This is a genomic window from Amycolatopsis sp. 505, from assembly GCF_031625235.1.
In the GTDB taxonomy this organism is placed as follows: Bacteria; Actinomycetota; Actinomycetes; order Mycobacteriales; family Pseudonocardiaceae; genus Amycolatopsis.
The window spans coordinates 334239-357050 of sequence record NZ_JACKQP010000004.1 but is presented as its reverse complement, the minus strand read 5'-3'; the positions used below and the strand labels follow the sequence as shown (position 1 = coordinate 357050).

Sequence of the window (22812 nt, the reverse complement as noted above, 5' to 3'; positions counted from 1 at the left end):
GCGTCACTCCTGGAGCGAGAGGGCCTGGCTCGGGCAGACGTGCACCGCTTCGCGGGCCTTCTCGACCAGCTCCCCCTGCGGCTGGTCGTCGAGCACGATGACCGTGCCGTCCTCCTCGCTCTGGTCGAACAGCGACGGCTCGGTGAGCACGCACTGACCGGCGCCGACGCACTTGCCGGTGTCCGCGATGATCTTCATGGTCCTCTTCTCCTGTGGTGGTTTGGCAGTTCGTCTCTACCAGGTCACCGGCAGCCGGTACAGGCCGTAGATGGCCGCGTCGTCCTTGAACGGCAGGTCGTCGACCGGCGCGGCCAGCTTCAGGCCGGGGATCCGGCGGAAGAGCGTGTCGAAGACGATCTGCAGTTCCATCCGGGCGAGGTTCTGGCCGAGGCACTGGTGGGGGCCGAAGCCGAAGGCGACGTGGTGGCGCGCGCCGCGTTCGATGTCCAGTTCGTCGGGGTTTTCGAACGCCGCTTCGTCGCGGTTGGCCGCGTAGCCCAGCGCCAGCACGCCTTCGCCCGCCCGGATCAGCTGCCCGCCGACCTCGGCGTCCTCGACGCACAGCCGGGCCGTGGCGGCGTCGACGATGGTGAAGTACCGCAGGAGCTCCTCGACGGCGTCGAGCGTCTTGCCCGGGTCGTCCTTGACCAGGGCCAGTTGGTCCGGGTTCTCCAGCAGCCCGACCGTGCCGAGGGAGATCATGTTCGCCGTCGTCTCGTGCCCGGCCAGGAGCAGCAGGAACCCGGTCGCGGCCAGCGCGGGCCGCCGGTAGGTGCCCTCTTCGCGCAGCTTGACGATCTGCCGGCCGAGCAGGTCGTCCGGCGGGTTGTCCTCCTTGCCGGCGATCAGGTCGCTCATGTAGCCGCGGACGGACTCGACCGCGGCGCGCCGCTCCAGCGGGGGCGTGTCGCGCTTGATCAGCTTCGCCGTCTGGGTCTGGAAGAAGTCGTGGTCGGCGTACGGCACGCCGAGCATCTCGCAGATGACCAGCGACGGCACCGGCAGCGACAGCATCTCGACCAGGTCGCCCGGTTTCGGGCCGGCCAGCAGCGCGTCGATCCGCTCGTCGACGATCTCCTGGATCCGCGGCCGCAGCGCCTCCATCCGGCGCACGGTGAACTCGCCGAGCACGGCCTTGCGGGCCGGCCCGTGCTCGGGCGCGTCCATGGTGATCATGGTGCGCTCGTCGTCCGGCCGCCGGAGGCCCGGCACCAGCTGCGGGAAGTCCGGGTGCTGCCGGTCGGCGCTGAACCGCCGGTCGTTCAGCACGGTCCGGACGTCTTCGTGCTTGCTGACCACCCAGGCCTGCTTGCCGGCGGGCAGCCGCACCCGCGTGACCGGCTCCTCCTCGCGGATCTCGGCGTAGGCCGGCGGCGGCGCGAACGGGCAGGTCCGGGTCATCGGGAACTCGTGGACGGCGGTCATGGCGTCCCCCTCACCAGGTCACGGGCAGGCAGTAGAGGCCGAAGATCGACGAGTCGTGCTTGAACGGCAGCTGGTCCACCGGCGCGGCCAGCTTGAGCTCCGGGATGCGGCGGAACAGCGTGTCGAAGACGATCTGCAGCTCCATCCGGGCGAGGTTCTGGCCGAGGCACTGGTGCGGGCCGAAGCCGAACGCCACGTGGTGGCGCGCGGCGCGCTCGAGGTCGAGCTCGTCGGCGTTCTCGAACGCCTCGGCATCGCGGTTGCCGGAGTAGCTGAGGCCGAGCACGCCCTCGCCCGCGCGGATCAGCTGCCCGCCGAGCTCGACGTCCTCGGTAGCCACGCGCGAGGTCGCGAACTCGGCGATGGTGAAGTACCGCAGCAGCTCCTCGACGGCGTCGAGGGTCTTGCCGGGGTCGTTCTTGATGATCGCGAGCTGGTCCGGGTTCTCCAAGAGCGCGACGGTGCCGAGCGAGATCATGTTCGCCGTCGTCTCGTGCCCGGCGAGGAGCAGCAGGAAGGCGAGGGAGACCAGCGAGTCGTGGTCGGCTTCGCCGTGCTCTTCGCGCTGCTTGAGGACCTGGCGGCCGAGCAGGTCGTCGGTCGGGTTCTTCTCCTTCTCGGTGACCAGCTCGTCGAGGTAGTTCTGCAGCTCTTCCACGGCCTGCATGCGCGCTTCCTGCGTCACCTCCCGGTTGAGCAGGGTGGAGCTGCGCGTCTGGAAGAAGTCGTGTTCGGCGTACGGGACGCCGAGCTGCTCGCAGATGACCAGCGACGGGACCGGCAGCGACAGCGCCGAGACCAGGTCCGCGGGCCTCGGACCGGCCAGCATCGCGTCGATGTGCTCGTCGACGATCTGCTGGATCCGCGGCTGCAGCGCCTTCATGCGCTTGACGGTGAACTCGCCGACGACCTCGCGGCGGGCGGCGCCGTGCTCCGGCGGGTCCATGTTGATCAGGGACGCGGTGAAGCGGCGGCGCTGCGGGCGTCCCTCGCGCGTCAGGATCGGGAAGCCCGGGTTGAACCGGTCGGAGCTGAACCGCGGGTCGTTGAGCACGGTCCGGACGTCCTCCAGCCGCGTCACCGCCCACGCCTCCTGGCCGGACTGCAGGGTGACGCGGTGGACCGGGCCGGCGTCGCGCAGCTCCTCATACGCCGGCGGCGGGGCGAACGGGCAGGTGCGGGCCAGTGGGAAGGTCTCGTCCCGGGTTGCGGGCTCGACCAGATCAGACATTTCGGACCCCCTAAATCGGACGGAAAGTATGCGGAGGATTACAGTCCGGTTCTCTTGCCCAAGGTACCGAAGCGGAAGGAAGTCGTCCACTAGGTGCCGCCTACCCATTCGAGGAGGCGGTGTGTGGCCGGTTGGCCGTGCGAGAATCACCCCGCGCGATTCAGCGGAAGGCGAACGGCATGACGGCAGACCCCGAGACCACCCTGCGGGCGGACGCGCGCCGCAACCGCGACCAGATCCTGGCCGCCGCGAAGACCATCTTCGCCGTTTCCGGTCCCGAGGTGCCGATGGAGGAGATCGCCCGCGCGGCCGGCGTCGGCGTCGGCACGCTGTACCGCCGCTTCCCGGACCGCGACGCGCTGGTCCGCGCGGTCGCGATGGACAACTTCGAGCGGGTGCTGATCGACGCGCGGATGATCGCGGCCGAGGAGACGTCGTCGTGGCGCGCGCTGGAGCGGCTGCTGCGGCAGTCGGTGGAGCTGCAGCTGAGCGTGCAGCTGGCGATGGTGTCGCACCGCGCGCTGGTGATCCTCAAGGGCGATCCGGAGGTCCGCCGGCTGCGCGACGAGATCCTGGCGGTCCTCGACGGCTTCGTCGACGGCGCGCAGGCCGAGGGCAAGCTCCGCGACGACGTCGGCTCGGGCGACATCGCGATCCTGTTCGCGACGCTGCTGCGTCAGGCGCGCGCGAAGACGCCGGAGGTGGCGGCGATGGCGGCCCGCCGGTGCGTCGGCATCATGATCGACGGCCTCAGCGCGCGGCCGGGTACCGAGCTGCCCGGCCGTCCGATCACTTCCGGCGACCTCGACCCGGACTGATTTCCCGGTATTCCGTGTTAGGGTTCCGCCTCGTTCTGCCGGAATTGCAGCTGCGGGCGGGAAAATGCGACGAAGAACGCTGGCCGTGTTGTTGGCGATTTCCTTCCCGGTGCTCGCCGGGTGCGGCGGCACGCCCGTCGACGGCGTGGCGGCCGCGTCGCCGCCTGTGCCGGTGACCTCGTCCTCTTCGTCGCCGGCGCCGGTTTCTTCTTCCTCGTCGCCGGCGCCTTCGACGTCCCGACCTGCACCTCCGCCGACGCCGACCCCGCCATCGGCCACGCCGGTGCGGAACTGCCGCACCCCGGAGTTCACCACCAGCGACCCCGACGGCGGCTGGACGGACGGCGGCTACTACGTCCACAACAACATGTGGAACGCCGGGGAAGCGGGCCCGGAAACACTGCGCGCGTGCGCGTACGACAACTGGTACGTCGATTCCACCCAACCCGATTCGACGTCGGTGAAAACCTATCCGAACGTGCACAAGGACATCAACAACCAGAACGGCAAACCGTTCAACGACTATTCGGTGATCAAATCGACGTTCGCCGGCCGCGGCCCCGGGGTGGGCATCTACGACGTGGCGTACGACCTGTGGCTGAACGGAGTGGGCAACGGCGCCGGCGTCAGCGAGCTGATGGTCTGGACGGAGAACCGCAAGCAGGTCCCGGCGGGCGACAAGCTGACGACGTACACGGCGGGCGGCTTCACCTACGACGTCTGGGCGGACGACGAGGGGTACGTGGCGTTCGTGTCCCGCTCGACGCAGTATTCGGGCAGCGTCGACCTGAAGGCGATGATCGCCTGGGCGATCGGCAAGGGCCTGATCCCACCCAACCCGACGATCAACCAGATCGGCTACGGCATCGAGTTCTGCTCGACCGGCGGCGGCAAGGCGCGGTTCACGCTGTCGGACTTCTCGGTGACGATGAGCTAGCGGCGCGGGTGGCCAGGTAGGCCAGGTGGTGTGAGGTCGCGAACGCGACCGGTTTGCTGGTGTCGCCCAGAGCCGTCCCGGCGCCCGCCGCCACCGCGTGGATTTCGCCGTCTCCCCAGGAGAAGTCCGGGCCGGCGTAGCCCGCCGATTCGGTCACGCGGCGGCACACGACCCGGAGGGCGCGGCCGCGGGCGGGCTCGCCGCCGTTCTCGTCCGGCATCCGCTCCCGCGAGTAGAGCCACCGGTGCGGGCACGTGTACTTCAGCGCGACGTGCTTGCTGCCGAAGCCCGGACCGGGGACCGGGTGCACGGCGCCGTAGTCGCCGAATCGCAGGTGCCCGGCACCGGCACGCACCAGGCGTTCCCAGAGCACTTCCTCCGCTCGCGGCTGTTCCCAGGTCGCGGTCTGCCCAAGTGTCTTCGGGATCGAACCGGTCAGCAAGGTCGTCGATCCGAAGGTGCCCACCTCGGTGAGGGCGGTCAGGATGGCCGCGGCTCCCTCGACCCGGGCGGTCGTTGCCTCGGCGACGTACTGGAGGTCCACGACGATGTGGATGTCGCCCGGCTCGAGGCCGAGCCGCTCGATGATCCGGCCGAGGGTGTCCCGGTCGGCCGTGCCCGGCCGGATCCGGACGGCGGCTCCGGCCCCCAATTCGGCGCCGAGGCGCCCCAGAGCCGCGGCCGACTGCTCGGTGGCGTCGCTGCGCACCACCGGGACGAACGCGACCGGCCAGTCCTCGTCCAAGAGGTCGGCCGGACCGGCCAGGTGGTCGGCCAGCCGTCCGAGGGCACCACCGGCGCCGAACCCGGGCTGGTCCGCCACGTCGGAGGCGTCGATCCAGCAGCGCCTGCCCAGCCGGTGCAGGTGGCGGGCGATCTGTTCGACGTCGGCGAGCTGATCGGCGGGGTTCTTCCGGCCCGGGTCGAACTGCAGCAGTGGCTGAACCCGCCGGACCTGGGCGGGCCGGACGAGCGCGCGGAGCGCGGCCAGTTCGCCGGCTTTCGCGCGCAGCGCCATCAGCGTCGTGAAGCCGGCGTGAGCCTCCACGGAGCTCCCGATCACGTCGAGTGAGTGCCCGATTACATCGAGCGTAGATCGACCGGGCGCGGCGGAGAATCCACCACAAGAATGAAGGCCACCACCCGCCGGAGCGAGTGGTGGCCTCCGCCGTCGGGACTCAGACGCCCAGTGGGTGCCAGACCGTCTTCGCCTCCAGGTACCGCCGCAGGCGGGTGAGGTCCGGCGCTGCCGTCCAGTCCGGCTCCGCGTCCGGGACCGTCAGCACCCTCTTCACCGTGTTCGCCGCTTCGCGGGCCAGCCCCGGGCGGTCCGCCGGGGCCGCTCCCGTCGGGTCCAGCGCGTTGACGTCACCGTGCGAAGCCAGCCATGGGCCCAGCTCGGCCGCCCGGCCGGTCAGGATGTTCGCCACGCCGCCCGGGACGTCGGACGTCGCCAGGACCTCCGACAGCGTGATCGCCGGCAGCGGCCGCTCCGCGCTCGACACCACCACCGCCGTCGAGCCCGTCGCCAGGACCGGGGCCAGCACTTCCACCAGGCCCAGCAACGACGAGGCCTGCGGTGCCAGGACGCCGACCACGCCCGTCGGCTCCGGGACCGTGAACGAGAAGTACGGCCCCGCGACCGGGTTCGCCGCGCCGAGGACCGTGGCGATCTTGTCCGTCCAGCCCGCGTACCAGACCCAGCGGTCGATCGCCGCGTCCACAGTGGACTCGGCCTTCTTGCCGCCGAGGCCTTCCGACGCCGAAACCTCGGAGACGAACTGGTCGCGGCGGCCCTCCAGGACCTCGGCCACCCGGTAGAGCACCTGGCCGCGGTTGTACGCCGTCGCCGCGGACCAGCCGGGGAACGCCTTGCGCGCGGCCACCACCGCGTCGCGGACGTCCTTGCGGGACGCGTGGGCCGCGTTCGCCAGGAACTTGCCCTTGCCGTCCGTCACCGGGTACACCCGGCCGGACTCCGAACGGGGGAACTTGCCGCCGATATACAGCTTGTACGTCTTGGCGACGGAAATCCGGTCAGACATTCAGGTACGCCTCCAGCCCGGTGCGGCCGCCTTCGCGCCCGAAGCCGGATTCCTGGTAGCCGCCGAACGGGGCGGCGGGGTCGAAGCGGTTGAAGGTGTTGGCCCAGACCACGCCGGCGCGCAGCTGGTTCGCCATCCACAGGATCCGGGAGCCCTTTTCGGTCCAGATGCCCGCCGAAAGCCCGTACGGCGTGTTGTTCGCCTTCGCCACGGCCTCGTCCGGCGTGCGGAACGTCAGCACCGAGAGCACCGGGCCGAAGATCTCCTCGCGCGCGATCCGCATCGACTGGTGGACGTTCGCGAACACCGTCGGGGCGAAGAAGAACCCGCGGTCCGGGACCGGGCACGGGCTGGTCCAGCGCTGCGCGCCCTCGGCGTCGCCGGACTCGACGAGCCCGCGGATCTTGGCCAGCTGCTCGGCGGAGTTGATTGCGCCGATATCGGTGTTCTTGTCCAGCGGGTCGCCGATGCGCAGCGTCGAGACGCGGTAGCGCAGCTTCTCCAGCACCTCTTCGGCGATGGACTCCTGGACCAGGAGGCGCGAGCCCGCGCAGCAGACGTGGCCCTGGTTGAAGAAGATGCCGTTGACGATGCCCTCGACGGCCTGGTCGAGCGGCGCGTCCTCGAACACGATGTTCGCCGCCTTGCCGCCCAGTTCGAGGGTCAGCTTCTTCGGCGTGCCCGCGACCTGGCGCTGGATCGCCTTGCCGACCTCGGTCGAGCCGGTGAAGGCGATCTTGTCGACGTCGGCGTGCTCCACGATGGACGCGCCGATGTCGCCCGCGCCCGGGAGGATGTTCACCACGCCCGGCGGCAGTTCGGCCTGCTGGCAGATCTCGGCGAAGACGAGCGCGGTGAGCGGCGTCGTCTCGGCCGGCTTCAGGACCACGGTGTTGCCGGTGGCCAGCGCCGGCGCGATCTTCCAGGCCAGCATCAGCAGCGGGAAGTTCCACGGGATGATCTGGCCCGCGACACCCAGGGGCTGCGGATTCGGGCCGTAGCCCGCGTACGCCAGCTTGTCGGCCCAGCCCGCGTGGTAGAAGAAGTGCGCGGCCGCCGTCGGGACGTCGGAGTCGCGCGACTCCTTGATCGGCTTGCCGTTGTCCAGGCTCTCCAGCACGGCGAGCTCGCGCGAACGCTCCTGGATCAGCCGCGCGATGCGGAACAGGTACTTGGCCCGCTCGGTGCCCGGCATCTTCGACCACACGGAGTCGTACGCCTTGCGGGCGGCCTTCACCGCGGTGTCCACATCGGACTTCGACGCGGTGCCGACCTCGGCGAGGACCTCTTCGGTGGCCGGGTTGATCGTCTTGAGCGGCTCACCCGAGCCGTCGACGAACTCGCCGTTGACGAACGGCTTGTAGGAGTCCTTCAGGTTCGCGATGGCGCGCGATTCGGGCGCCGGTGCGTACTCGAAAACAGGCATCAGTCCACCGTCACGTAGTCGGGGCCGCTGTAGTGGCCGTCCACCTGGGTGCGGCGCTGCAGCAGCAGGTCGTTGAGCAGGCTGGACGCGCCGAAGCGGAACAGGTCCGGGGTCAGCCACTGCTCGCCGGCGACCTCGTGCACGGCGACCAGGTACTTGATCGCGTCCTTCGTGGTCCGGATGCCGCCCGCGGGCTTGACGCCGCGCAGCTCGCCGGTCTGGACGTGCCAGTCGTGGACCGCCTGCAGCATGATGTGCGTGACCGGCAGCGTCGCGGCGGGGGAGACCTTGCCGGTGGAGGTCTTGATGAAGTCCCCGCCGGCCAGCAGCGCCAGCCACGACGCGCGCCGCACGTTGTCGTAGGTCGCCAGCTCGCCGGTTTCGAGGATGACCTTCAGGTGCGCGTCGCCGCAGGCTTGTTTCACCGCGCGGATCTCTTCGAAGACGGCCATGTACCGGCCTTCGAGGAAGGCGCCGCGGTCGATCACCATGTCGACCTCGTGCGCGCCGGCCTCGACGGCGATCTTCGTGTCGGCCAGCTTGATCTCGCGGCTGGTGCGCCCGGCGGGGAAGCCGGTGGCGACGCTGGCGACGTGCACGCCGCTGCCCTTCAGCGCTTCGACGGCGGTGGCGACCAGGTCGGGGTAGACGCAGACGGCGGCGACGCGCGGGGTGTCCTGGCGTTCCGGATCGGGGCGGACGGCCTTCGCGGCGAGCGCCCGGACCTTGCCCTGGGTGTCGGCGCCCTCCAGGGTGGTCAGGTCGACCATGGAGATGGCGGTGTCGATGGCCCACCGCTTGGCGTCCTTCTTGATGCTGCGCGTGCCGAGGCCCGCCGCGCGCTGCTCGACGCCGACCTGGTCGACACCGGGCAGCCCGAGCAGGAAGCGGCGCAGGCTCGCGTCATCGCGAGTCGCGTCCACCAGCGGCGCCGGGGTGGCCGGCGCCGCTGACGTGCTGGTCGTGGCTGTCATGCGCCTGAGTCTAGGCGGCGGGTCCGACAGTGCGCGGCGTCCGGCAGTGGGTCACCCGGTGTGACGCTCCAGGCTTCTCGTGTCACCTGCGTCAAGCGCCCCAATGTGGCGTTGGTTGCGTCTGACGCACCGAACGCCACATTGGGGCGCTCGGGGCCGGGCGGGGCGAGGGGCTCCTCTAAGCTCCTTCGATCTGCGGCGGCTCGGCCCGCTTCGCCGGCTTCCGGTACACGACGACGCCGCCCCAGAACGCCAGGCCGTTGATCTTCACCGTCGGGGCCGTGGGCGGGGCCGGGGGTGCTCCCGACTTGTCCTCCAGCACGAAGCCGCCCATCAGGCCGAGGCCCGTGACGTCCACGTTGATGTCGTCCGGGACCGTGATCTGGATGCCGCCCATGATGGCCACCGCGGTGATCGTGCAGTGGCGGTCGGCGAAGCGGGCCTGGCGCAGGTCGATCTCCGCGCCGCCCCAGAACGCGAAGCTGTTGTGCTGCGGGGGCAGGACCCAGCTGCCCTTGCGGACCGCTCCCGACAGCACGCCGATCGACACCGGGCTGCCCGGGTGGCCGCCGATGCGCTGGTCGGGGAAGCCGAGCGCGCGCGTGGTCGCCGGCTCGATCGCCGCCGACGAGGACGGCAGGTCCGCCGTCACCGGCTTCAGCTCGCCCAGCGTTTTCGCCGCGTAGACCGTGGTGAGCCGCTCTTCCAGCTCGTTCACCGTGATCCGGCCCTCCGCGAGGGCGTTGTGCAGCACCTGCGCGACGCGTTCGCGGTCCGCGTCGGAAGCCCGCATCTGGTCGGGCGTCAGTTCGCTCACCCGGCGCAGCTTATCGGCGAAAACCACCCTGCGTGTCCATCTTCTGGAGGACACTGTGCCGATGGTGGAATTCCCCGACGGCACCCGCGTGCAGGGGCGTGGCCTGGGCCGCCCCCGCCCCGACGGGCCCCCGCCCGATTTCGGCCTCTACCTGGGGACGAGCCGGCTGCGGCGCAAGCACGGCGGGGGTATCAGCTGGCCGCACGAATGGGTCACCTGGCCCGACTTCCTGCTGCCCACCCGGCCCGCCGACGCCCGCGAAAAGATCAAGGCCCTCCACGAACGGGCGAAGACCGAAACCGTCGAAGTGGCCTGCTACGGCGGCGCCGGACGGACCGGCACGGTGATGGCTTGCCTGGCGATCCTTTCCGGCGTCCCCGTCGAAGAGGCCGTCGCGTGGACACGAGCGCACTACCACGAGCGAGCCGTCGAAACGCCCTGGCAGCGCGGCTGGGTGAAGAGCTTCGCGAAACAGCTAGATTGACCCGCATGGATGTGCACGTCGTCGACCACCCCCTCGCGAAGGCCCGGCTCTCCACGATGCGCGACGCGCGCACCGACAGCGCCGCGTTCCGGGCCGCGCTGCACGAGCTGACCGTCATGCTGGTCTACGAAGCCACGCGCGGCGTGCCGGTGAAGATCGAGAAGATCCACACGCCGGTCGCCCGCACCGACGGCTACTCCCTCGCGAAGCCGCCGCTGCTGGTGCCGGTGCTGCGGGCCGGGCTGGGCATGGCCGACCAGGCGCACAAGCTGATCCCGGACGCGCAGATGGGCTTCGTCGGCCTGGCGCGCGACGAGGAGACGCTCAAGCCGACGCCGTACCTCGAATCGCTGCCGGAGTCGCTCGCCGACCGGCCGGTGCTGGTGCTCGACCCGATGCTCGCTACCGGCGGTTCGATGGAGTACACGATCCGCCTGCTCACCGACCGCGGCGCCGACGACGTCACGGCGATCTGCGCGCTGGCGGCCCCGGAAGGCCTGGCGCACCTGGAGAAGACCGGCCTGCCGGTCCGGGTCGTCACCGCGAGCATCGACGAGCGCCTCAACGACTCGGGCTTCATCGTCCCGGGCCTCGGCGACGCGGGTGACCGCCAGTACGGCGCCGTCTGAGCCGGTGCCGGTCCTGAAGTGGCAGTGGATCGCCGTGACCGCCGTCGCGGTCGCGGCCGTCACCGGGGCCCTGCTCTGGCTGTTCCTGGCCTGGTCGGGACGCCCCGAGGCCCCGGTCCGGATCGACGCGGTCAAGACGGCGTTCGGCATCGGCGCGGGCGCGGGCGGCGTGTTCGCGCTGTGGCTCGCGACGCGCCGCCAGCGCACGCTCGAACTCCAGCTGGCCGAGACGACCCGCGTCGCGTCCGTGACCGAACGGGACCTGGAGGAGCGCCGGGTCACCGAGCTGTACACGAAGGCCGTCGAGCAGCTGGGCAGTGAGAAGGCCCCGGTGCGGCTCGGCGGGCTCTACGCGCTCGAGCGGCTCGGGCAGGACAACCCGAAGCAGCGCCAGACCATCGTCAACGTCTGGTGCGCGTACCTGCGGATGCCGTTCGACGGCCCGAAAGAAGGCATCCGCGGTGCCGACGCGGTGCGGCGCAAGGACGAGACGCCCGAGTACGACGGGGCGGAGCTGCAGGTCCGGCTCGCCGTCCAGGAGCTGCTGCGGACGCACCTGCGCCGCGACGACCCCGCGTTCTGGCCGGGCCTGTCCGTCGACCTGCAACGCGCGGAACTGGTCGACTTCCGGTTCAACGGCTGCGATGTCCAGGCCGCCGACTTCAGCCACGCCCGGTTCGTCGGCGCGGTGCACATGCAGCAGACCACCTTCCACCAGCGGGTGGGGTTCTACGGCACGGAGTTCACCGGGCTGGCGAACTTCGACCGGTCGGACTTCGGCGAGGGTGCCTTCTTCTCCTGGGCCCAGTTCCGCGGCGTCGCCCGCTTCGCGCGGACTTCCTCGACCGGCGGCCTGCGGTTCCACCACGCGAGGTTCGCCGCCGAGGCGGTGTTCGAACGCAGCAAGCACGAGTTCGACCTCGAAGGGACCTCGTTCGCGAGGGAATCCGATCGGCCGCACAACAATTCCGGTGTGGCCGGCCACTGAGGGGTGTGACCAGCCAAGCGACGGGGGCGCCGGTGGACGACCGCGCTCTGTGGGACCGGGCGGCCGAGGGTGACCAAGCGGCCTTCACCGAGCTCTTCGAGCGGCACGCCGAGGCCGTCTGGAACCACGCCTACCGGTTGACCGGCTCGTGGAGCGCCGCCGAGGACCTGACGTCGAACACCTTCCTGACCGCCTGGCGCCGCCGCGCCGACGTGACGCTGGTGCGCGACAGCGCGCTGCCGTGGCTCTACACCGTCGCCGGCAACGCGGCCCGCGACGAGCACCGCGGCGCGCGAAGGCGGCTGCGGCTGCTGCGGAAGATGCCGGACCCGCCGGTCGTGTCCGACCACGCCGATGCCGTCGCCGACCGGCTCGACGGCGAGCAGCGGCTGCGCGCGGTCGTCGAGGCCGTCCGGACGCTGCCGAAGGCGCAGCGCGAGGTCGTCGAGTTGTGCCTGCTCGGCGACCTGAGTGCCGGGGACGCGGCCGCGCTGCTGGCCGTCGCCGAGGTCACCGTCCGCGCCCACCTGTCCCGGGCCCGCGCCCGGCTGCGCACGCTGCTGGAGGAGAAATGAGCGACGACCTCGGCCTGCCGCTCCGGCGGAAGCTGCCGGACGACGTCCGCGCGCGGCTGCGGGAGGAAGTCCGCCGGGGGATGGGGAAGCGGCGTCCGGCCCGCGTCCGGTACGTCGCCGCCGCGGCGGCCGTCGTGGCGCTCGCCGCGGGGGCGGTCGTCGCGACGCAGGTGTTCCGGCACCAGCCCGTGGCCGAGCCCGGCCCGCCGCCGCCCCAGGACGTCTTCAACCCGCTCACCCTCGACGCGGCGGTGGCGACCTCCTCCCTGGACCGCTGCTGGGCCGCGGTGCAGGCGGCGGGCAAGACCGGCCGCGTGCCCCCGCGGCGGGACTGGGTCCCCGTGTTCACCGAGGTCTTCCAGACCGACTCGGTGGTCGCGGCGACCGCCGACGGCAAGCCGATGTTCTGCGAGACCACCGAGACGACGGTGACGTTGTCGGACCCGGCCGCCACCCCCGCCTACACCCCGGGCACGCGCACGGGCCTCCTGCTCCACAGCGCGACCGGGATGGTCGGCGGGATCCTCGCCCCGGGCGGGGAAGGAAGCTACCTCGACGCGGAAACCGAGGGCGGGGAGAGCAGCATGTCGCGGATTTCGTTCTCCCCGGTCACCCGCCAGTTCACCGGCGTGACCCGGAGCGACCCGGCGCGGACGACGCTGTCCATCGGCAAGCCGATGGAACCGGCCGTGCGGCTGCCCGCGGCGCCCCCGCCCCTGCTCGCGGTCGTCGACCGGCCGGTGACCGCCGACCGGACGTCGGCGGCGGGCCGCGCGCTGGGCGACTGCCTGGCGGCGGCGGAGATGGAGGCGATCCCCGATCCCGCGGCGTTCGAACCGGGGCCGCTGCTCGACTCGGACGGCTACCGGGTGGTCCTCGGCCGCCGCGGCGACCGGTTCGTGGTCTGCACCACCGAGCCGGACTACCGGCGGCCGGGGAAGTCGCGGGTCCGCGCCCTCCCCAGCGGCCCGTCACCGGAGAAACCGCCGGCGTTCCCCCTGATCGTGGACACCCTGGGCCGCGAAACGGGTGGCCCCCCGGCGACGGATCGCCGTCCGTTCGCCGCGGCGCTGCCCGCGACCGCGACGACGGCGGTCGTCGACTTCGGGAGCGAGGGGAAGATCGAGGCCCACGTGGTGGCCGGCATGGTCGTCGTGTGGGACCCCGAGAACTTCAAGGTCTCCCCGGAAACCAAGGTCCGCGTGACGGCGCGGGACGCGAAGGGCGCGGTCGTCTACGACGGCTCGGTGCCGGCGCTCTGAGGCCGCAGCCAGCCGGAGGCGTTCGCCCGGAGGGCGGCTTCGTAGGACGTCGTGACGTCGAACTCCTCCGGCAGGTTGCCGGCCAGTTCCAGGGACACCAGGCCGTGCACGATGGCCCAGCAGCCGACCGCGACCGTCTCGGGCGGGACGTCGAGGAAGACGCCGTCGGCAATCGCCCGGCGGATGATCCGCTCCAGGGGCTTGAGGGTTTCGCGGGCGAGCTTCTCGGCGTCTTCGTTCGGCTCGAACCCGGGCACCGACTTGGTGAACATGATCCCGTAGAGGTGCGGGTCGGCCAGCGCGCTCGTGCGGTAGGCGCTGCCGAGCGCGACGAGGTCCTCGACGGCGTCACCGGTCAGCGGCGTGCCGGCCATCCGGGCGCCGAAGCGGCGGAAGCCTTCGGTGTAGAGGGCGTTCACCAGGTCGGGTTTGCTGCCGAAGAGCGAGTACACGGCGGTGGTCGACGTCCCGGCGTCGGCGGCCAGCTTGCGCAGGGAAAGCGCCTTCGGCCCGTCGGCCGCGAGGAGCTCGCCGGCCCGGTCGAGCAGCTTGAGCCGGAGCGCTTCGTCGTGCGTGCGTGGTCGCGCCATGCACCGAGCGTATCGGAACAGTGTTATCGATGACCAGGGTGCGGATTTGACCTGGAGTGCACTCCAGGTCGTACTGTCGGGCCATGAGCTACTCGATAGCGGAAGCCGCGCGACGTAGCGGACTGTCCATCGACACCCTCCGGTACTACGAGCGCATCAAACTGCTCGACCCGCCCGCGCGGGACGCCGCGGGCCGCCGGGCCTATTCCGACGACGACCTCAACTGGCTCGGTTTCCTGACCAAGCTGCGCACCACCGGGATGCCCATCAAGAGCATGCGCGAGTACGCGTCGCTGCGCCGCCACGGCGTCGCGAGCGCGGGCCGCCGCAAGGCCCTGCTGGTCGAGCAGCGCCGGTCGGTCGCCGAGCGGATCGCCGAGCTGCAGGGCTGTCTCGACATCCTCGACTACAAGATCGAGAACTACGCCCAGGTCGAGCGCAACGTGCTCGGTGTGGAACCCGGTATGGAGGAGATTTCCGCGTGAAGAACAGGAAGCTGGGCGGCCTGGAAGTCGGCGCCCAGGGGCTCGGCTGCATGGGGATGAGCCAGGCCTACGGCGTCCGCGACAACGACGACGAGTCGATCGCGACCATCCACCGGGCGCTCGAGCTCGGCGTGACGCTGCTGGACACCGCGAACGTCTACGCGAACGGCGTCAACGAGGAACTGGTCGGCCGCGCGATCGCCGGCCGCCGCGACGAGGTCGTGCTGGCGACGAAGTTCGGCATCGTGTGGAACGACGGCGCGATGGGTGCCCGCGGCGACGCTTCCTACGTGAAGCAGAGCTGCGACGAGTCCCTGCGCCGGCTCGGCGTCGACCACATCGACCTGTACTACCAGCACCGCGTCGACCCGGACACGCCGATCGAGGAGACGTGGGGCGCACTGGCGTCGCTGGTGGAAGCCGGAAAGATCCGCTACGCCGGGATTTCCGAGGCGAGCGCGGCGACGATCCGGGCCGCGCACGCGGTGCACCCGGTGACGGCGCTGCAGAGCGAGTGGTCGCTGTGGACCCGCGGGATCGAGGGCGAGGTCCTGGCCACGTGCCGCGAGCTCGGCATCGGGATCGTCCCGTTTTCGCCGCTGGGCCGCGGGTTCCTGACGGGCGCGGTGACGTCGGTGGCGGACCTGCCGGAGGACGACATGCGCCGCGGTCTGCCGCGCTTCGCCGAGGGCAACTTCGAGCGCAACATGGCGATCGTCGAGGCGCTGCGCGAGCTGGCTTCGGACAAGGGCGTCACGGCGGGGCAGCTGGCGCTGGCGTGGGTCCAGTCCCAGGGCGAGGACGTGGTGCCGATCCCGGGCACGAAGCGCCGCAAGTACCTCGAAGAGAACGTGGCGGCGGCATCCCTGGAGCTGACGGCGGACGACCTGGCGGCCATCGCGGCCGCCGCCCCGGCCGACGCGATCGCGGGGGAGCGCTACCCGGAACGCCTGGCTCGCGCCGCCGGGAAGTAACTTACGGCTTCTGAGGCTTTTCTGAGATCTCCGGAGCAGGCTCGGCGCCGATCATGCGATCGGTGCCGAGCTCCAGGAGGTCATTGTGGCGGAGGAAGTGCTCGATTATCTGGTCGTCGGGGCCGGGCCGGCCGGGTTGCAGCTGGCGCAGCACCTCGGCCACGCCGGGCACCGGTACCTCGTGCTGGAGGCCGGGTCCGCGCCCGGGCACTTCTTCGAGACCTTCCCGCGGCACCGGACGCTCATCTCCATCAACAAGAAGCACACCGGGTACGCCGACCCGGAGCTGCGCATGCGGATGGACTGGAACTCGATCCTCGCCGACGGCGACGACGACCCGGTCCTCTTCACCGACTACAGCGAAAAGCTCTTCCCCAAAGCCGAGAACCTCCTCCGCTACCTCGCCGACTACGCGGCGAAGTACCACCTGAACATCCGTTACGACACCCGGGTGACGCGCATCCGCCGCGAAGGCGGAACTTTCGTCCTCAGCGCGGGGGAAGCCGAATTCCGGGGCCACCGGCTGATCATGGCCACCGGCGTCACCAAGCCGTACCTCCCGCAGTTCCCCGGCGTCGAGCTGATCGACCAGTACGTGGACGTCGACGTCGACCCGGCGAACTTCACCGACCAGCGCGTCCTCGTGCTCGGCAAGGGGAACTCCGCCTTCGAGACCGCGGACAACCTGATCGAAACCGCCGCCGTCGTGCACGTCGGCGGCCCGCGGCCGGTGAAGCTGGCCTGGCGCACGCACTTCGTCGGCCACCTCCGCGCCTACAACGCGGGCATCCTCGACATGTACCAGCTCAAGCTGCAGCACGCGATCCTCGACGGCGACGTCCGCGAAGTCCGCAAGGACGCCGACGGCTACCACGTCAAGTTCGCCTTCGCCCGCGCCGACGAGGTCGTCAAGGAAATCCGCTACGACCGCGTGATCGGCTGCACCGGCTTCCGGTTCGACGCCTCGCTCTTCGACGAGGACTGCCGTCCGGAACTGACGATCGACGACCGGTTCCCCGCCCAGACCGCGAGCTGGGAGTCGGTCAACGTGCCCGGCCTCCACTTCGCCGGCACGATCACCCAGGTCCGCGACTTCAAGAAGGCCACCAGCGCCTTCATCCACGGCTTCCGCTACGGCGTCCGCGCGCTGGCCAAGGTGCTGAACGAGCGCTACCACGACGTCCCGTGGCCGCACACCGAACTGCCCGCCAAACCGGACGCCCTGACCGAGGCCGTGATCACCCGGATCAACCGGACTTCCGCGCTGTACCAGCAGTTCGGCTTCCTCGGCGACGTCCTGGTCGTGGACGGCGACACCGCCCGCTACCTCGAAGAGGTGCCGGTCGACCGGGTCCTCGAAAACCCGCCGGCCGACGCCTACGTCGTCACCCTCGACTACGGCCCGGACCACGACAAGATCGACCCGTTCGACTTCGTCGCCCGCGCCGCCCAGGACAAGGCCAACGACCACGGCGAAGGGCACTACCTGCACCCGATCGTCCGGCACTACCGCCGCGGCGAGCTGGTCGCCACCCACCACGTCACCGAGAACCTCGAGAACGAGTGGGACAAAGAGGTGCACGTCGAGCCGCTGACCGCCTTCTTCACGCGGGAGCTCTGATGCGCACGGTCGCGGAGTTGGAGGCGGCGGCCCGCGAGCGTCTCGACCCGGCGCACTACGACTACTTCGCGGGCGGCGCGCAGGACGAGATCACCCTGCGCGAGAACGAAGAAGCCTACAAACGCCTGCGCCTGGTCCCCCGGGTGCTGCGCGGCAGCGACAAACGGGACCTGAGCATCGAGCTGCTCGGGACCCCGTCCTCGATGCCGATCCTCGTCGCGCCCACGGCGTTCCACCGGCTCGCGCACCCCGACGGCGAGCTCGCCACCGCGCGGGCGGCGGCCCGGGCGGGCACGATCCTGATCGTCAGCATGGCCTCGACCACGGCGATCGAGGACGTCGCCGCGGCCGCCCGGGAGGTCGCGCCGGACCCGGGCCTGTGGTTCCAGCTCTACCTGCAGCCGGACCTGGAGTTCACCGAGGCGATCGTGCGGCGCGCCGAAGCCGCGGGGGTGAAGGCGTTCGTCGTCACCGTCGACTCGCCCGTGCTCGGCCGCCGCGAACGCGACGACCGCAACGCCTTCCACGACCTGCCGCCGGGCCTGTTCGTCGAGAACCTCCGCAACATCGGCGAAAACCGCAGCGGCGGGAACACCAGCCACGTCCGCGAGATCGTCATGTCGGCCGGGCTGAACTGGGACCACATCGCGTGGCTGCGTTCGAAGACCAAACTGCCCGTGCTGATCAAGGGCGTCCTCCACGCCGAGGACGCGCGGCTGGCCGTGCACCACGGCGTCGCCGGCCTCGTCGTGTCCAACCACGGCGGCCGCCAGCTCGACACCGTGCCCGCCACCATCGACGTGCTCCCCGAGATCGCCGCGGCCGTCGGGGGCGCCCTGCCGGTCCTGCTCGACGGCGGGATCCGCCGCGGCACCGACGTCGTCAAGGCGCTCGCCCTGGGCGCGGACGCGGTCGGCGTCGGCCGCCCGATCGTGTGGGGGCTGGCCGCGGGCGGCCGCGAAGGCGTCTCCGAGGTGCTGGAAATGCTGCGGGCCGACTTCGACCAGGCCTTGGCGCTGTGCGGCGGGCGGCACCCGGCCGACCTCACCCCCGACCAGGTGCGGCGGTGATCGGCAAGGCGGCCGCCGCACTGGCGGTCCTGTCCGCGCCCACCTGGCTGCCGCGGCGGGTCGTGGCGCTGCGGATGAAGATCTTCGCGCTGGTCAACGGCCAGGACGCGGTGACGATCCCGGGGCCGCGGGTCGGCGTCGGCGACTTCAAGCGCGTCTACGCCGACCCCGCCGCGAACGGCCGCAGCCGCGGCGCCGCGCTGTCGGACCTGTTCTGGTACTGGCTCGCGCCCGGCCCGCAGGTGCACCAGGAACACCTCGAGGCCGGCCCGCGCTACGACGAGGTCGCCAAGTGCACCCGGCACATCCTCGTCCGGTCCAAAAAGGACTCCGAGGAGCTGGCCCGGCGGGTCGCCGCGCACGTGCTCGACGACCTCGAGCCGGGCCCGGTCCGGCTGCGCGACGCGATGATGCCGATCTGGGCCGAGCTGTACCACGAGCTGGTGTTCGAGGAGCCGTGCCCGCCGGAGGCGCGGGACCTGATCGTCGGGCACGCCGGCGACGTGGTCTCGGCGCTGAAGTGCGTGCGCCCGCGGAACATGCGGCGCCGGGCCCGGCTGACGGAGTACCTGCGGCGGCGCCTCGGCGACGTCCCGCACCCGCTGCCGCCGTCCCTGACGCCGGAGGAGCAGGTCTACTACCTGCAGGGCACGTTCTTCAACACGGCCGTCGTGCAGATGTCCGAGGCGATGGCGCACCTGCTGATGATCATCGCGCAGGACGAGCGCCTCCAGCAGCGGCTCGCCGAGCACCCGGAAGACATCGACCGCGTCATCGACGACGGGCTGCGCGCGTACCCTCTTTTCGGCATCGCGCACCGGATTTCGACTGCGGACATCGAGCTGGACCACCTCACCATCCCGGCCGGGACAGTGCTGTGCTTCAGCTACCCGGACTTCGCCGAGCAGTCGGCCAAGGAGGACTTCATCCCGTTCGGCGTCGCGCAGAACCGCGCCTGCCCGGCCCGCGGCCTCGCGCCGCCGACCATGCGGGTCGTGACGCAGGAGGTGCTGCGCCGCTTCAGCCTCGCCTCGACGGCCGCGCACACGCGCTCGATCCCCAACCGCGGCCCGGCCCTGCTCACCCCCCGAGGTGCCCGCCCGCGGCGCGCGGCCCTGGTGTGGCTCGCGGTCCGCGACCGCTGGGAAGACGTCTGGCGCAGCTTCGCCCAGCTCGTGTTCGGCACGTACATGGTCCTCGACGCCCGTCACCAAGCCCTGTGCTCGACCTACTTCGCCGGAGGCAACCGATGAGCCCGTCCGAAGCGGCACCGGTCTTCTTCCTCGCCGTCGTGGCGATCCTCGTGGTGGTCAGGCTGGTCTGCCTGGTCGCGGTCAAGCTCGGCCAGCCGCCGGTGGTCGGGGAGATGATCTCCGGGGTGCTGCTGGGGCCGTCGCTGCTCGGGTTGCTGCTGCCGGACGTGCAGGAGGCGCTGTTCCCGGACGGCATCCGCCCGCTGCTCTACGTCGGCGGCCAGATCGGCCTGGTCATCTACATGTTCGGCGCCGGGTACGAGTTCAACGTGGGCAGCATCCGGGACTCGCGGAAGTCGGTCGCGGCCATCTCCGCGGCCGGGACGCTGGTGCCGCTGGCGCTCGGCGTCGGCGTCGCGGTGGTCGGCACGACGTGGGTCGGCATCGGCAAGGAAGGGGTCTCCCCGGTGACGTCGGCGGCGTTCGTCGGCGTGGCGCTGGCGATCACGGCGTTCCCGATGCTGGCGCGGATCATCACCGAACGCGGCATCGCCGCCACGAAGTTCGGCTCGCTGGCCCTGGCCTGCGGCGCGCTGGACGACGTGCTGGCGTGGCTGCTGCTGGCGGTCGTGCTGGGCATGCACGCCGGGTCGGCCGGGCCGGTGGCGCTCGCGCTGGGCGGCGGGGTGCTCTTCGCCGGGCTGGTGTTCATCGTCGGCCGGCGGTTGCTGGCGAAGGTGATGAAGAGCGAGCGCATGGGGGTCGACCAGCGGGTGCTCGTCACCGCGATGACGTTGTTCGCCGCCGCCTGGTTCACCGACATGATCGGCCTGTACGCGGTGTTCGGCGCGTTCTGCGTCGGGATCGCGTTCCCCCGGACACCCGCCGCCGACGCCGTGCTCGCGAAGATCATGCCGATCGGCCGGATCGTGTTCCTGCCGCTCTTCTTCACCTATTCCGGCCTGAACACGCGGTTCGCGCTGCTCGCCGACCCGAAGCTGCTCGCCTTCGCGGTGCTCTGCGTGGCGGTCGCGATCGTCGGCAAGCTGGGCGCGTCGTGGGGCGCGGCCCGGCTGGCGGGGGAGCCGCCGGCGATCGCCACGCGCGTCGGCGTGCTCGTCAACGCGCGCGGGCTGATGCAGCTGATCGCGCTCAACGTCGGGCTCGCCGCGGGGATCGTCTCGCCGGCCTTGTTCACGGTGCTGGTGCTCGTCGCCCTGGTCACCACGATCATGACCGCGCCGGTACTGGCCTGGCTCGACCGCCGCGATGCGCGCAAGGGGAGCACCGAGGTACTCCTGACGGCCGAACCTGTGCCGGTGGCCGGGAAAAGTTGATTCTTCAAGTTCGGAAATAACTGTCAAGATGGATCGGTGCGCGACGGGGTGGCGAAGCCGAAGGTGCTGGTGGTCGAAGACGACCGGGAACTGGCGGGCATGCTGGGGGAGCTGCTCGCCGACGAGGGCTACGAGACCGAGGCGGCCCACGACGGCCAGCGAGGTCTGCACCTCGGGCTCACCGGGCGGTACGACGTGATGGTCATCGACCGCCGGCTCCCGGTGCTCGACGGGCTGGAGCTGCTGCGGCGGCTGCGGGCCCGCGCGGTGACCACGCGGGTGCTGGTGCTCTCGGCGCTGGGGGAGGTGGCCGACCGCGTCGCGGGCCTCGACGCCGGCGCGGACGACTACCTCGTCAAGCCGTTCGAGGCCGAGGAGCTGCTCGCCCGGCTGCGCGCGCTGGGGCGCCGCGACCTCGACGGCGCCGAGTGCCTGCCGCTCGGCACGGCGGCGCTGGACCTGCAGCGCCACGAGGTCGTGCTGCCGCGCGGGGAGCGGATCACTCTGTCCGGGCGGGAGTTCGAGCTGCTGCGGACGCTGGCCCAGCGGCCCAAGGCGATCCACCCGCGGGCGGCGTTGCGCACGCGCGTGTTCGCCGACTCGACCGGTGAGTCCATTGTCGACACGTACGTGTACTACCTGCGGCGCAAGCTCGGCCGGGACGCCGTGCGGACCGTGCACGGCCTGGGGTACCAGATCGGCGTGGTATGAGCCCGGAACCCGAGGCGCGGGCCCTGCGGCGGGCGCGGTGGGCGATCACCGCGCAGATCGCCGTGGTGGTGTCGCTGCTCGTGGCCGTCGCGGGCGCCATCGCCTACGGGATCCTGCTCTCGAGCCAGCACGCCGACGCGGACCGCCTGCTGGCCAGGACCATCCAGCTCGGCCCCGGCACGACCCCGCCCGGCTGCGTCTGGCTGTTCACCCCGGGCGCGCACGCGCCCGCGGGCCCGCCGCCGGCGGGGATGCCGTTGCCTTCGCTGGCGGCCACGGTGCCATCGCCGGGTGACGTCCACACCGAACGGCGCGCGATCGGCGAGATGACGTACACACTCCGCGCGGAGAACCGCGGCGGCGTCGTCTCCCAGGCGTTCTTCGAGGAGCGGTACCAGATCCAGGACCGGGCGTCGCTGGTGTTCGGGCTCTTCGTCGCCGAGGGGCTCGCGCTGCTGGCGGCCCTGGGGTGCGGGCGCGTGCTGGCCCGCCGGGCGATCCGGCCGTTGGAGGACGCGTTGCGGCGGCAGCGGACGTTCGTCGCGGACGCGTCCCACGAGCTGCGCGCGCCGCTGACCCGGCTGCACACGCGCGCGCAGCTGCTCGCCCGGCGCTCGTCCGGCCGCGACGCGGTGGAACTCGACCGGCTGGTACGCGGAACGCGGGAACTCGGCGAAGTCGTCGAGGACCTGCTGTTGTCGGCACAGGCGTGCGGCGAACGGCCGTCGCTGGAGCTGGTCGAGCTGGGCGTGCTGGCCGAGGAGGCGGTGGCGGCGGAGGCAGTGCGCGCGTCGGAGGGGCAGGTTCAGCTGGCGGTGAAGCGTGAGCGGCGGCCGTACGTCGTCCAGGGCGTGCCGACGGCGTTGCGTCGCGTGCTGTCGGCGTTGCTGGACAACGCGCTCGGCCACACCCCGCCCGGCGGCTCGATCGAGGTCTGGCTCGGCGTCCCCGACGAGCGGCACGTCGAGCTGCGCGTCCGTGACACGGGCGTCGGCTTCCCGGCCGCCGACGCGGACCGCATCTTCGAGCGCTTCGCCCGAGGCTCCGACGGCGACGGCCGCCGCTTCGGCCTCGGCCTGGCCTTGGTCCGCGAAGTGGTGACGGGCCACGGCGGCACCATCGCGGCCGCCGCCCGCCCCGGCGCCGGAGCCACGTTCACCCTCCGCCTCCTCCGCGCCGACCACACGTGATCAGAGAGCCGACACACGTGATCAGAGGGT

General features: G+C 71.4%; 24 protein-coding genes. 15 read left to right on the top strand and 9 right to left on the bottom strand.

Annotated elements, in window-relative coordinates; genetic code table 11:
- Positions 1-3 precede the first annotated feature (3 nt).
- Genes H5965_RS17610 through H5965_RS17600 form a run of 3 tightly spaced genes read right to left on the bottom strand, consistent with a single transcriptional unit; the run spans position 4 to position 2656 of the window.
- Positions 4-198, bottom strand: coding sequence for a ferredoxin (locus H5965_RS17610; protein ID WP_013222786.1), 195 nt, complete (start codon positions 196-198; stop codon positions 4-6).
- A 36-nt stretch (positions 199-234) separates the two neighbouring features.
- The gene (locus H5965_RS17605) at positions 235-1425 is read right to left on the bottom strand and encodes a cytochrome P450 (RefSeq protein ID WP_310971085.1); all 1191 of its coding nucleotides are present in this window, start codon (positions 1423-1425) and stop codon (positions 235-237) included.
- Positions 1426-1435: 10 nt separating this feature from the next.
- Positions 1436-2656, bottom strand: a complete 1221-nt coding sequence (locus H5965_RS17600; protein WP_310971084.1) for a cytochrome P450 — start codon at positions 2654-2656, stop codon at positions 1436-1438.
- Between the two features lie 179 nt (positions 2657-2835).
- Between H5965_RS17600 and H5965_RS17595 the strand changes: the two genes are divergently transcribed.
- Both H5965_RS17595 and H5965_RS17590 read left to right on the top strand, forming a co-directional pair.
- Complete coding sequence (locus H5965_RS17595; RefSeq protein ID WP_310971083.1) at positions 2836-3474, top strand: helix-turn-helix domain-containing protein; 639 nt, start codon at positions 2836-2838, stop codon at positions 3472-3474.
- Between the two features lie 64 nt (positions 3475-3538).
- A complete protein-coding gene (locus tag H5965_RS17590; RefSeq protein ID WP_310971082.1) occupies positions 3539-4411 on the top strand; it encodes a GH12 family glycosyl hydrolase domain-containing protein in 873 nt (290 codons plus the stop codon).
- On the opposite strand, the gene H5965_RS17585 is transcribed toward H5965_RS17590, so the two are convergent.
- The 5 genes from H5965_RS17585 to H5965_RS17565 all read right to left on the bottom strand — a co-directional run bounded on the left by H5965_RS17585 (position 4377) and on the right by H5965_RS17565 (position 9649).
- Positions 4377-5459: a beta family protein gene (locus H5965_RS17585; RefSeq protein ID WP_310971081.1), complete on the bottom strand. Its 1083-nt coding sequence runs from the start codon at positions 5457-5459 to the stop codon at positions 4377-4379. The genes H5965_RS17590 and H5965_RS17585 overlap by 35 nt on opposite strands.
- A gap of 130 nt (positions 5460-5589) precedes the next feature.
- Positions 5590-6456: an aldehyde dehydrogenase family protein gene (locus H5965_RS17580; RefSeq protein ID WP_310971080.1), complete on the bottom strand. Its 867-nt coding sequence runs from the start codon at positions 6454-6456 to the stop codon at positions 5590-5592.
- Positions 6449-7882, bottom strand: coding sequence for an aldehyde dehydrogenase family protein (locus H5965_RS17575; protein WP_310971079.1), 1434 nt, complete (start codon positions 7880-7882; stop codon positions 6449-6451). The genes H5965_RS17580 and H5965_RS17575 overlap by 8 nt, the downstream gene beginning before the upstream one ends.
- Positions 7882-8856, bottom strand: a complete 975-nt coding sequence (deoC, locus tag H5965_RS17570; RefSeq protein ID WP_310971078.1) for a deoxyribose-phosphate aldolase — start codon at positions 8854-8856, stop codon at positions 7882-7884. The genes H5965_RS17575 and deoC overlap by 1 nt, the downstream gene beginning before the upstream one ends.
- A gap of 178 nt (positions 8857-9034) precedes the next feature.
- Positions 9035-9649 (bottom strand): DUF1707 domain-containing protein, encoded by a 615-nt coding sequence (locus tag H5965_RS17565; protein WP_310971370.1) that lies wholly within the window; start codon positions 9647-9649, stop codon positions 9035-9037.
- A gap of 85 nt (positions 9650-9734) precedes the next feature.
- Here H5965_RS17565 and H5965_RS17560 point away from each other — a divergent pair, with 85 nt between their 5' ends.
- Genes H5965_RS17560 through H5965_RS17540 form a run of 5 tightly spaced genes read left to right on the top strand, consistent with a single transcriptional unit; the run spans position 9735 to position 13611 of the window.
- Complete coding sequence (locus H5965_RS17560; RefSeq protein WP_310971077.1) at positions 9735-10157, top strand: protein-tyrosine phosphatase family protein; 423 nt, start codon at positions 9735-9737, stop codon at positions 10155-10157.
- 5 nt (positions 10158-10162) lie between these two features.
- The gene (upp, locus tag H5965_RS17555; RefSeq protein WP_310971076.1) at positions 10163-10786 is read left to right on the top strand and encodes a uracil phosphoribosyltransferase; all 624 of its coding nucleotides are present in this window, start codon (positions 10163-10165) and stop codon (positions 10784-10786) included.
- Positions 10787-10790: 4 nt separating this feature from the next.
- Complete coding sequence (locus H5965_RS17550; protein ID WP_310971075.1) at positions 10791-11774, top strand: pentapeptide repeat-containing protein; 984 nt, start codon at positions 10791-10793, stop codon at positions 11772-11774.
- 5 nt (positions 11775-11779) lie between these two features.
- On the top strand, positions 11780-12349 hold the full coding sequence (locus tag H5965_RS17545) for an RNA polymerase sigma factor (protein ID WP_396136911.1): 570 nt from the start codon (positions 11780-11782) through the stop codon (positions 12347-12349).
- Positions 12346-13611: a hypothetical protein gene (locus tag H5965_RS17540; RefSeq protein ID WP_310971073.1), complete on the top strand. Its 1266-nt coding sequence runs from the start codon at positions 12346-12348 to the stop codon at positions 13609-13611. Before H5965_RS17545 ends, H5965_RS17540 begins: the two co-directional genes overlap by 4 nt.
- Here H5965_RS17540 and H5965_RS17535 read toward each other — a convergent pair.
- Positions 13584-14201, bottom strand: coding sequence for a TetR/AcrR family transcriptional regulator (locus tag H5965_RS17535; RefSeq protein ID WP_310971072.1), 618 nt, complete (start codon positions 14199-14201; stop codon positions 13584-13586). The two genes, H5965_RS17540 and H5965_RS17535, sit on opposite strands and share 28 nt — an antisense overlap.
- Positions 14202-14284: 83 nt before the next feature.
- Here H5965_RS17535 and H5965_RS17530 point away from each other — a divergent pair, with 83 nt between their 5' ends.
- The 8 genes from H5965_RS17530 to H5965_RS17495 all read left to right on the top strand — a co-directional run bounded on the left by H5965_RS17530 (position 14285) and on the right by H5965_RS17495 (position 22782).
- Complete coding sequence (locus H5965_RS17530) at positions 14285-14686, top strand: MerR family transcriptional regulator (RefSeq protein WP_310971071.1); 402 nt, start codon at positions 14285-14287, stop codon at positions 14684-14686.
- 50 nt (positions 14687-14736) lie between these two features.
- On the top strand, positions 14737-15660 hold the full coding sequence (locus H5965_RS17525) for an aldo/keto reductase (protein WP_310971369.1): 924 nt from the start codon (positions 14737-14739) through the stop codon (positions 15658-15660).
- An 85-nt stretch (positions 15661-15745) separates the two neighbouring features.
- Positions 15746-17281 (top strand): NAD(P)-binding domain-containing protein, encoded by a 1536-nt coding sequence (locus H5965_RS17520; RefSeq protein ID WP_310971070.1) that lies wholly within the window; start codon positions 15746-15748, stop codon positions 17279-17281.
- Positions 17281-18351 carry an alpha-hydroxy acid oxidase gene (locus H5965_RS17515; RefSeq protein WP_310971069.1) on the top strand — a complete coding sequence of 357 codons (1071 nt, stop codon included), beginning with the start codon at positions 17281-17283 and terminating at the stop codon, positions 18349-18351. The genes H5965_RS17520 and H5965_RS17515 overlap by 1 nt, the downstream gene beginning before the upstream one ends.
- Positions 18348-19604: a cytochrome P450 gene (locus tag H5965_RS17510; RefSeq protein WP_310971068.1), complete on the top strand. Its 1257-nt coding sequence runs from the start codon at positions 18348-18350 to the stop codon at positions 19602-19604. The genes H5965_RS17515 and H5965_RS17510 overlap by 4 nt, the downstream gene beginning before the upstream one ends.
- Positions 19601-20881, top strand: coding sequence for a cation:proton antiporter (locus H5965_RS17505; protein WP_310971067.1), 1281 nt, complete (start codon positions 19601-19603; stop codon positions 20879-20881). The genes H5965_RS17510 and H5965_RS17505 overlap by 4 nt, the downstream gene beginning before the upstream one ends.
- A gap of 63 nt (positions 20882-20944) precedes the next feature.
- Entirely contained in the window at positions 20945-21592 is a 648-nt protein-coding gene (locus H5965_RS17500; protein WP_310971368.1) for a response regulator transcription factor, read from the top strand.
- Positions 21589-22782 (top strand): HAMP domain-containing sensor histidine kinase, encoded by a 1194-nt coding sequence (locus H5965_RS17495; protein WP_310971066.1) that lies wholly within the window; start codon positions 21589-21591, stop codon positions 22780-22782. Before H5965_RS17500 ends, H5965_RS17495 begins: the two co-directional genes overlap by 4 nt.
- The last annotated feature ends 30 nt before the right edge of the window (positions 22783-22812 follow it).

Excerpts from the sequence above, each read along its gene's own strand:
- H5965_RS17610 (WP_013222786.1), bottom strand. The coding sequence starts at position 198 with ATGAAGATCATCGCGGACACCGGCAAGTGCGTCGGCGCCGGTCAGTGC.
- H5965_RS17605 (WP_310971085.1), bottom strand. The coding sequence starts at position 1,425 with ATGACCGCCGTCCACGAGTTCCCGATGACCCGGACCTGCCCGTTCGCG.
- H5965_RS17600 (WP_310971084.1), bottom strand. The coding sequence starts at position 2,656 with ATGTCTGATCTGGTCGAGCCCGCAACCCGGGACGAGACCTTCCCACTG.
- H5965_RS17595 (WP_310971083.1), top strand. The coding sequence starts at position 2,836 with ATGACGGCAGACCCCGAGACCACCCTGCGGGCGGACGCGCGCCGCAAC.
- H5965_RS17590 (WP_310971082.1), top strand. The coding sequence starts at position 3,539 with ATGCGACGAAGAACGCTGGCCGTGTTGTTGGCGATTTCCTTCCCGGTG.
- H5965_RS17580 (WP_310971080.1), bottom strand. The coding sequence starts at position 6,456 with ATGTCTGACCGGATTTCCGTCGCCAAGACGTACAAGCTGTATATCGGC.
- H5965_RS17575 (WP_310971079.1), bottom strand. The coding sequence starts at position 7,882 with ATGCCTGTTTTCGAGTACGCACCGGCGCCCGAATCGCGCGCCATCGCG.
- deoC (WP_310971078.1), bottom strand. The coding sequence starts at position 8,856 with ATGACAGCCACGACCAGCACGTCAGCGGCGCCGGCCACCCCGGCGCCG.
- H5965_RS17565 (WP_310971370.1), bottom strand. The coding sequence starts at position 9,649 with ATGCGGGCTTCCGACGCGGACCGCGAACGCGTCGCGCAGGTGCTGCAC.
- H5965_RS17560 (WP_310971077.1), top strand. The coding sequence starts at position 9,735 with ATGGTGGAATTCCCCGACGGCACCCGCGTGCAGGGGCGTGGCCTGGGC.
- upp (WP_310971076.1), top strand. The coding sequence starts at position 10,163 with ATGGATGTGCACGTCGTCGACCACCCCCTCGCGAAGGCCCGGCTCTCC.
- H5965_RS17540 (WP_310971073.1), top strand. The coding sequence starts at position 12,346 with ATGAGCGACGACCTCGGCCTGCCGCTCCGGCGGAAGCTGCCGGACGAC.
- H5965_RS17535 (WP_310971072.1), bottom strand. The coding sequence starts at position 14,201 with ATGGCGCGACCACGCACGCACGACGAAGCGCTCCGGCTCAAGCTGCTC.
- H5965_RS17530 (WP_310971071.1), top strand. The coding sequence starts at position 14,285 with ATGAGCTACTCGATAGCGGAAGCCGCGCGACGTAGCGGACTGTCCATC.
- H5965_RS17525 (WP_310971369.1), top strand. The coding sequence starts at position 14,737 with ATGGGGATGAGCCAGGCCTACGGCGTCCGCGACAACGACGACGAGTCG.
- H5965_RS17515 (WP_310971069.1), top strand. The coding sequence starts at position 17,281 with ATGCGCACGGTCGCGGAGTTGGAGGCGGCGGCCCGCGAGCGTCTCGAC.
- H5965_RS17505 (WP_310971067.1), top strand. The coding sequence starts at position 19,601 with ATGAGCCCGTCCGAAGCGGCACCGGTCTTCTTCCTCGCCGTCGTGGCG.
- H5965_RS17495 (WP_310971066.1), top strand. The coding sequence starts at position 21,589 with ATGAGCCCGGAACCCGAGGCGCGGGCCCTGCGGCGGGCGCGGTGGGCG.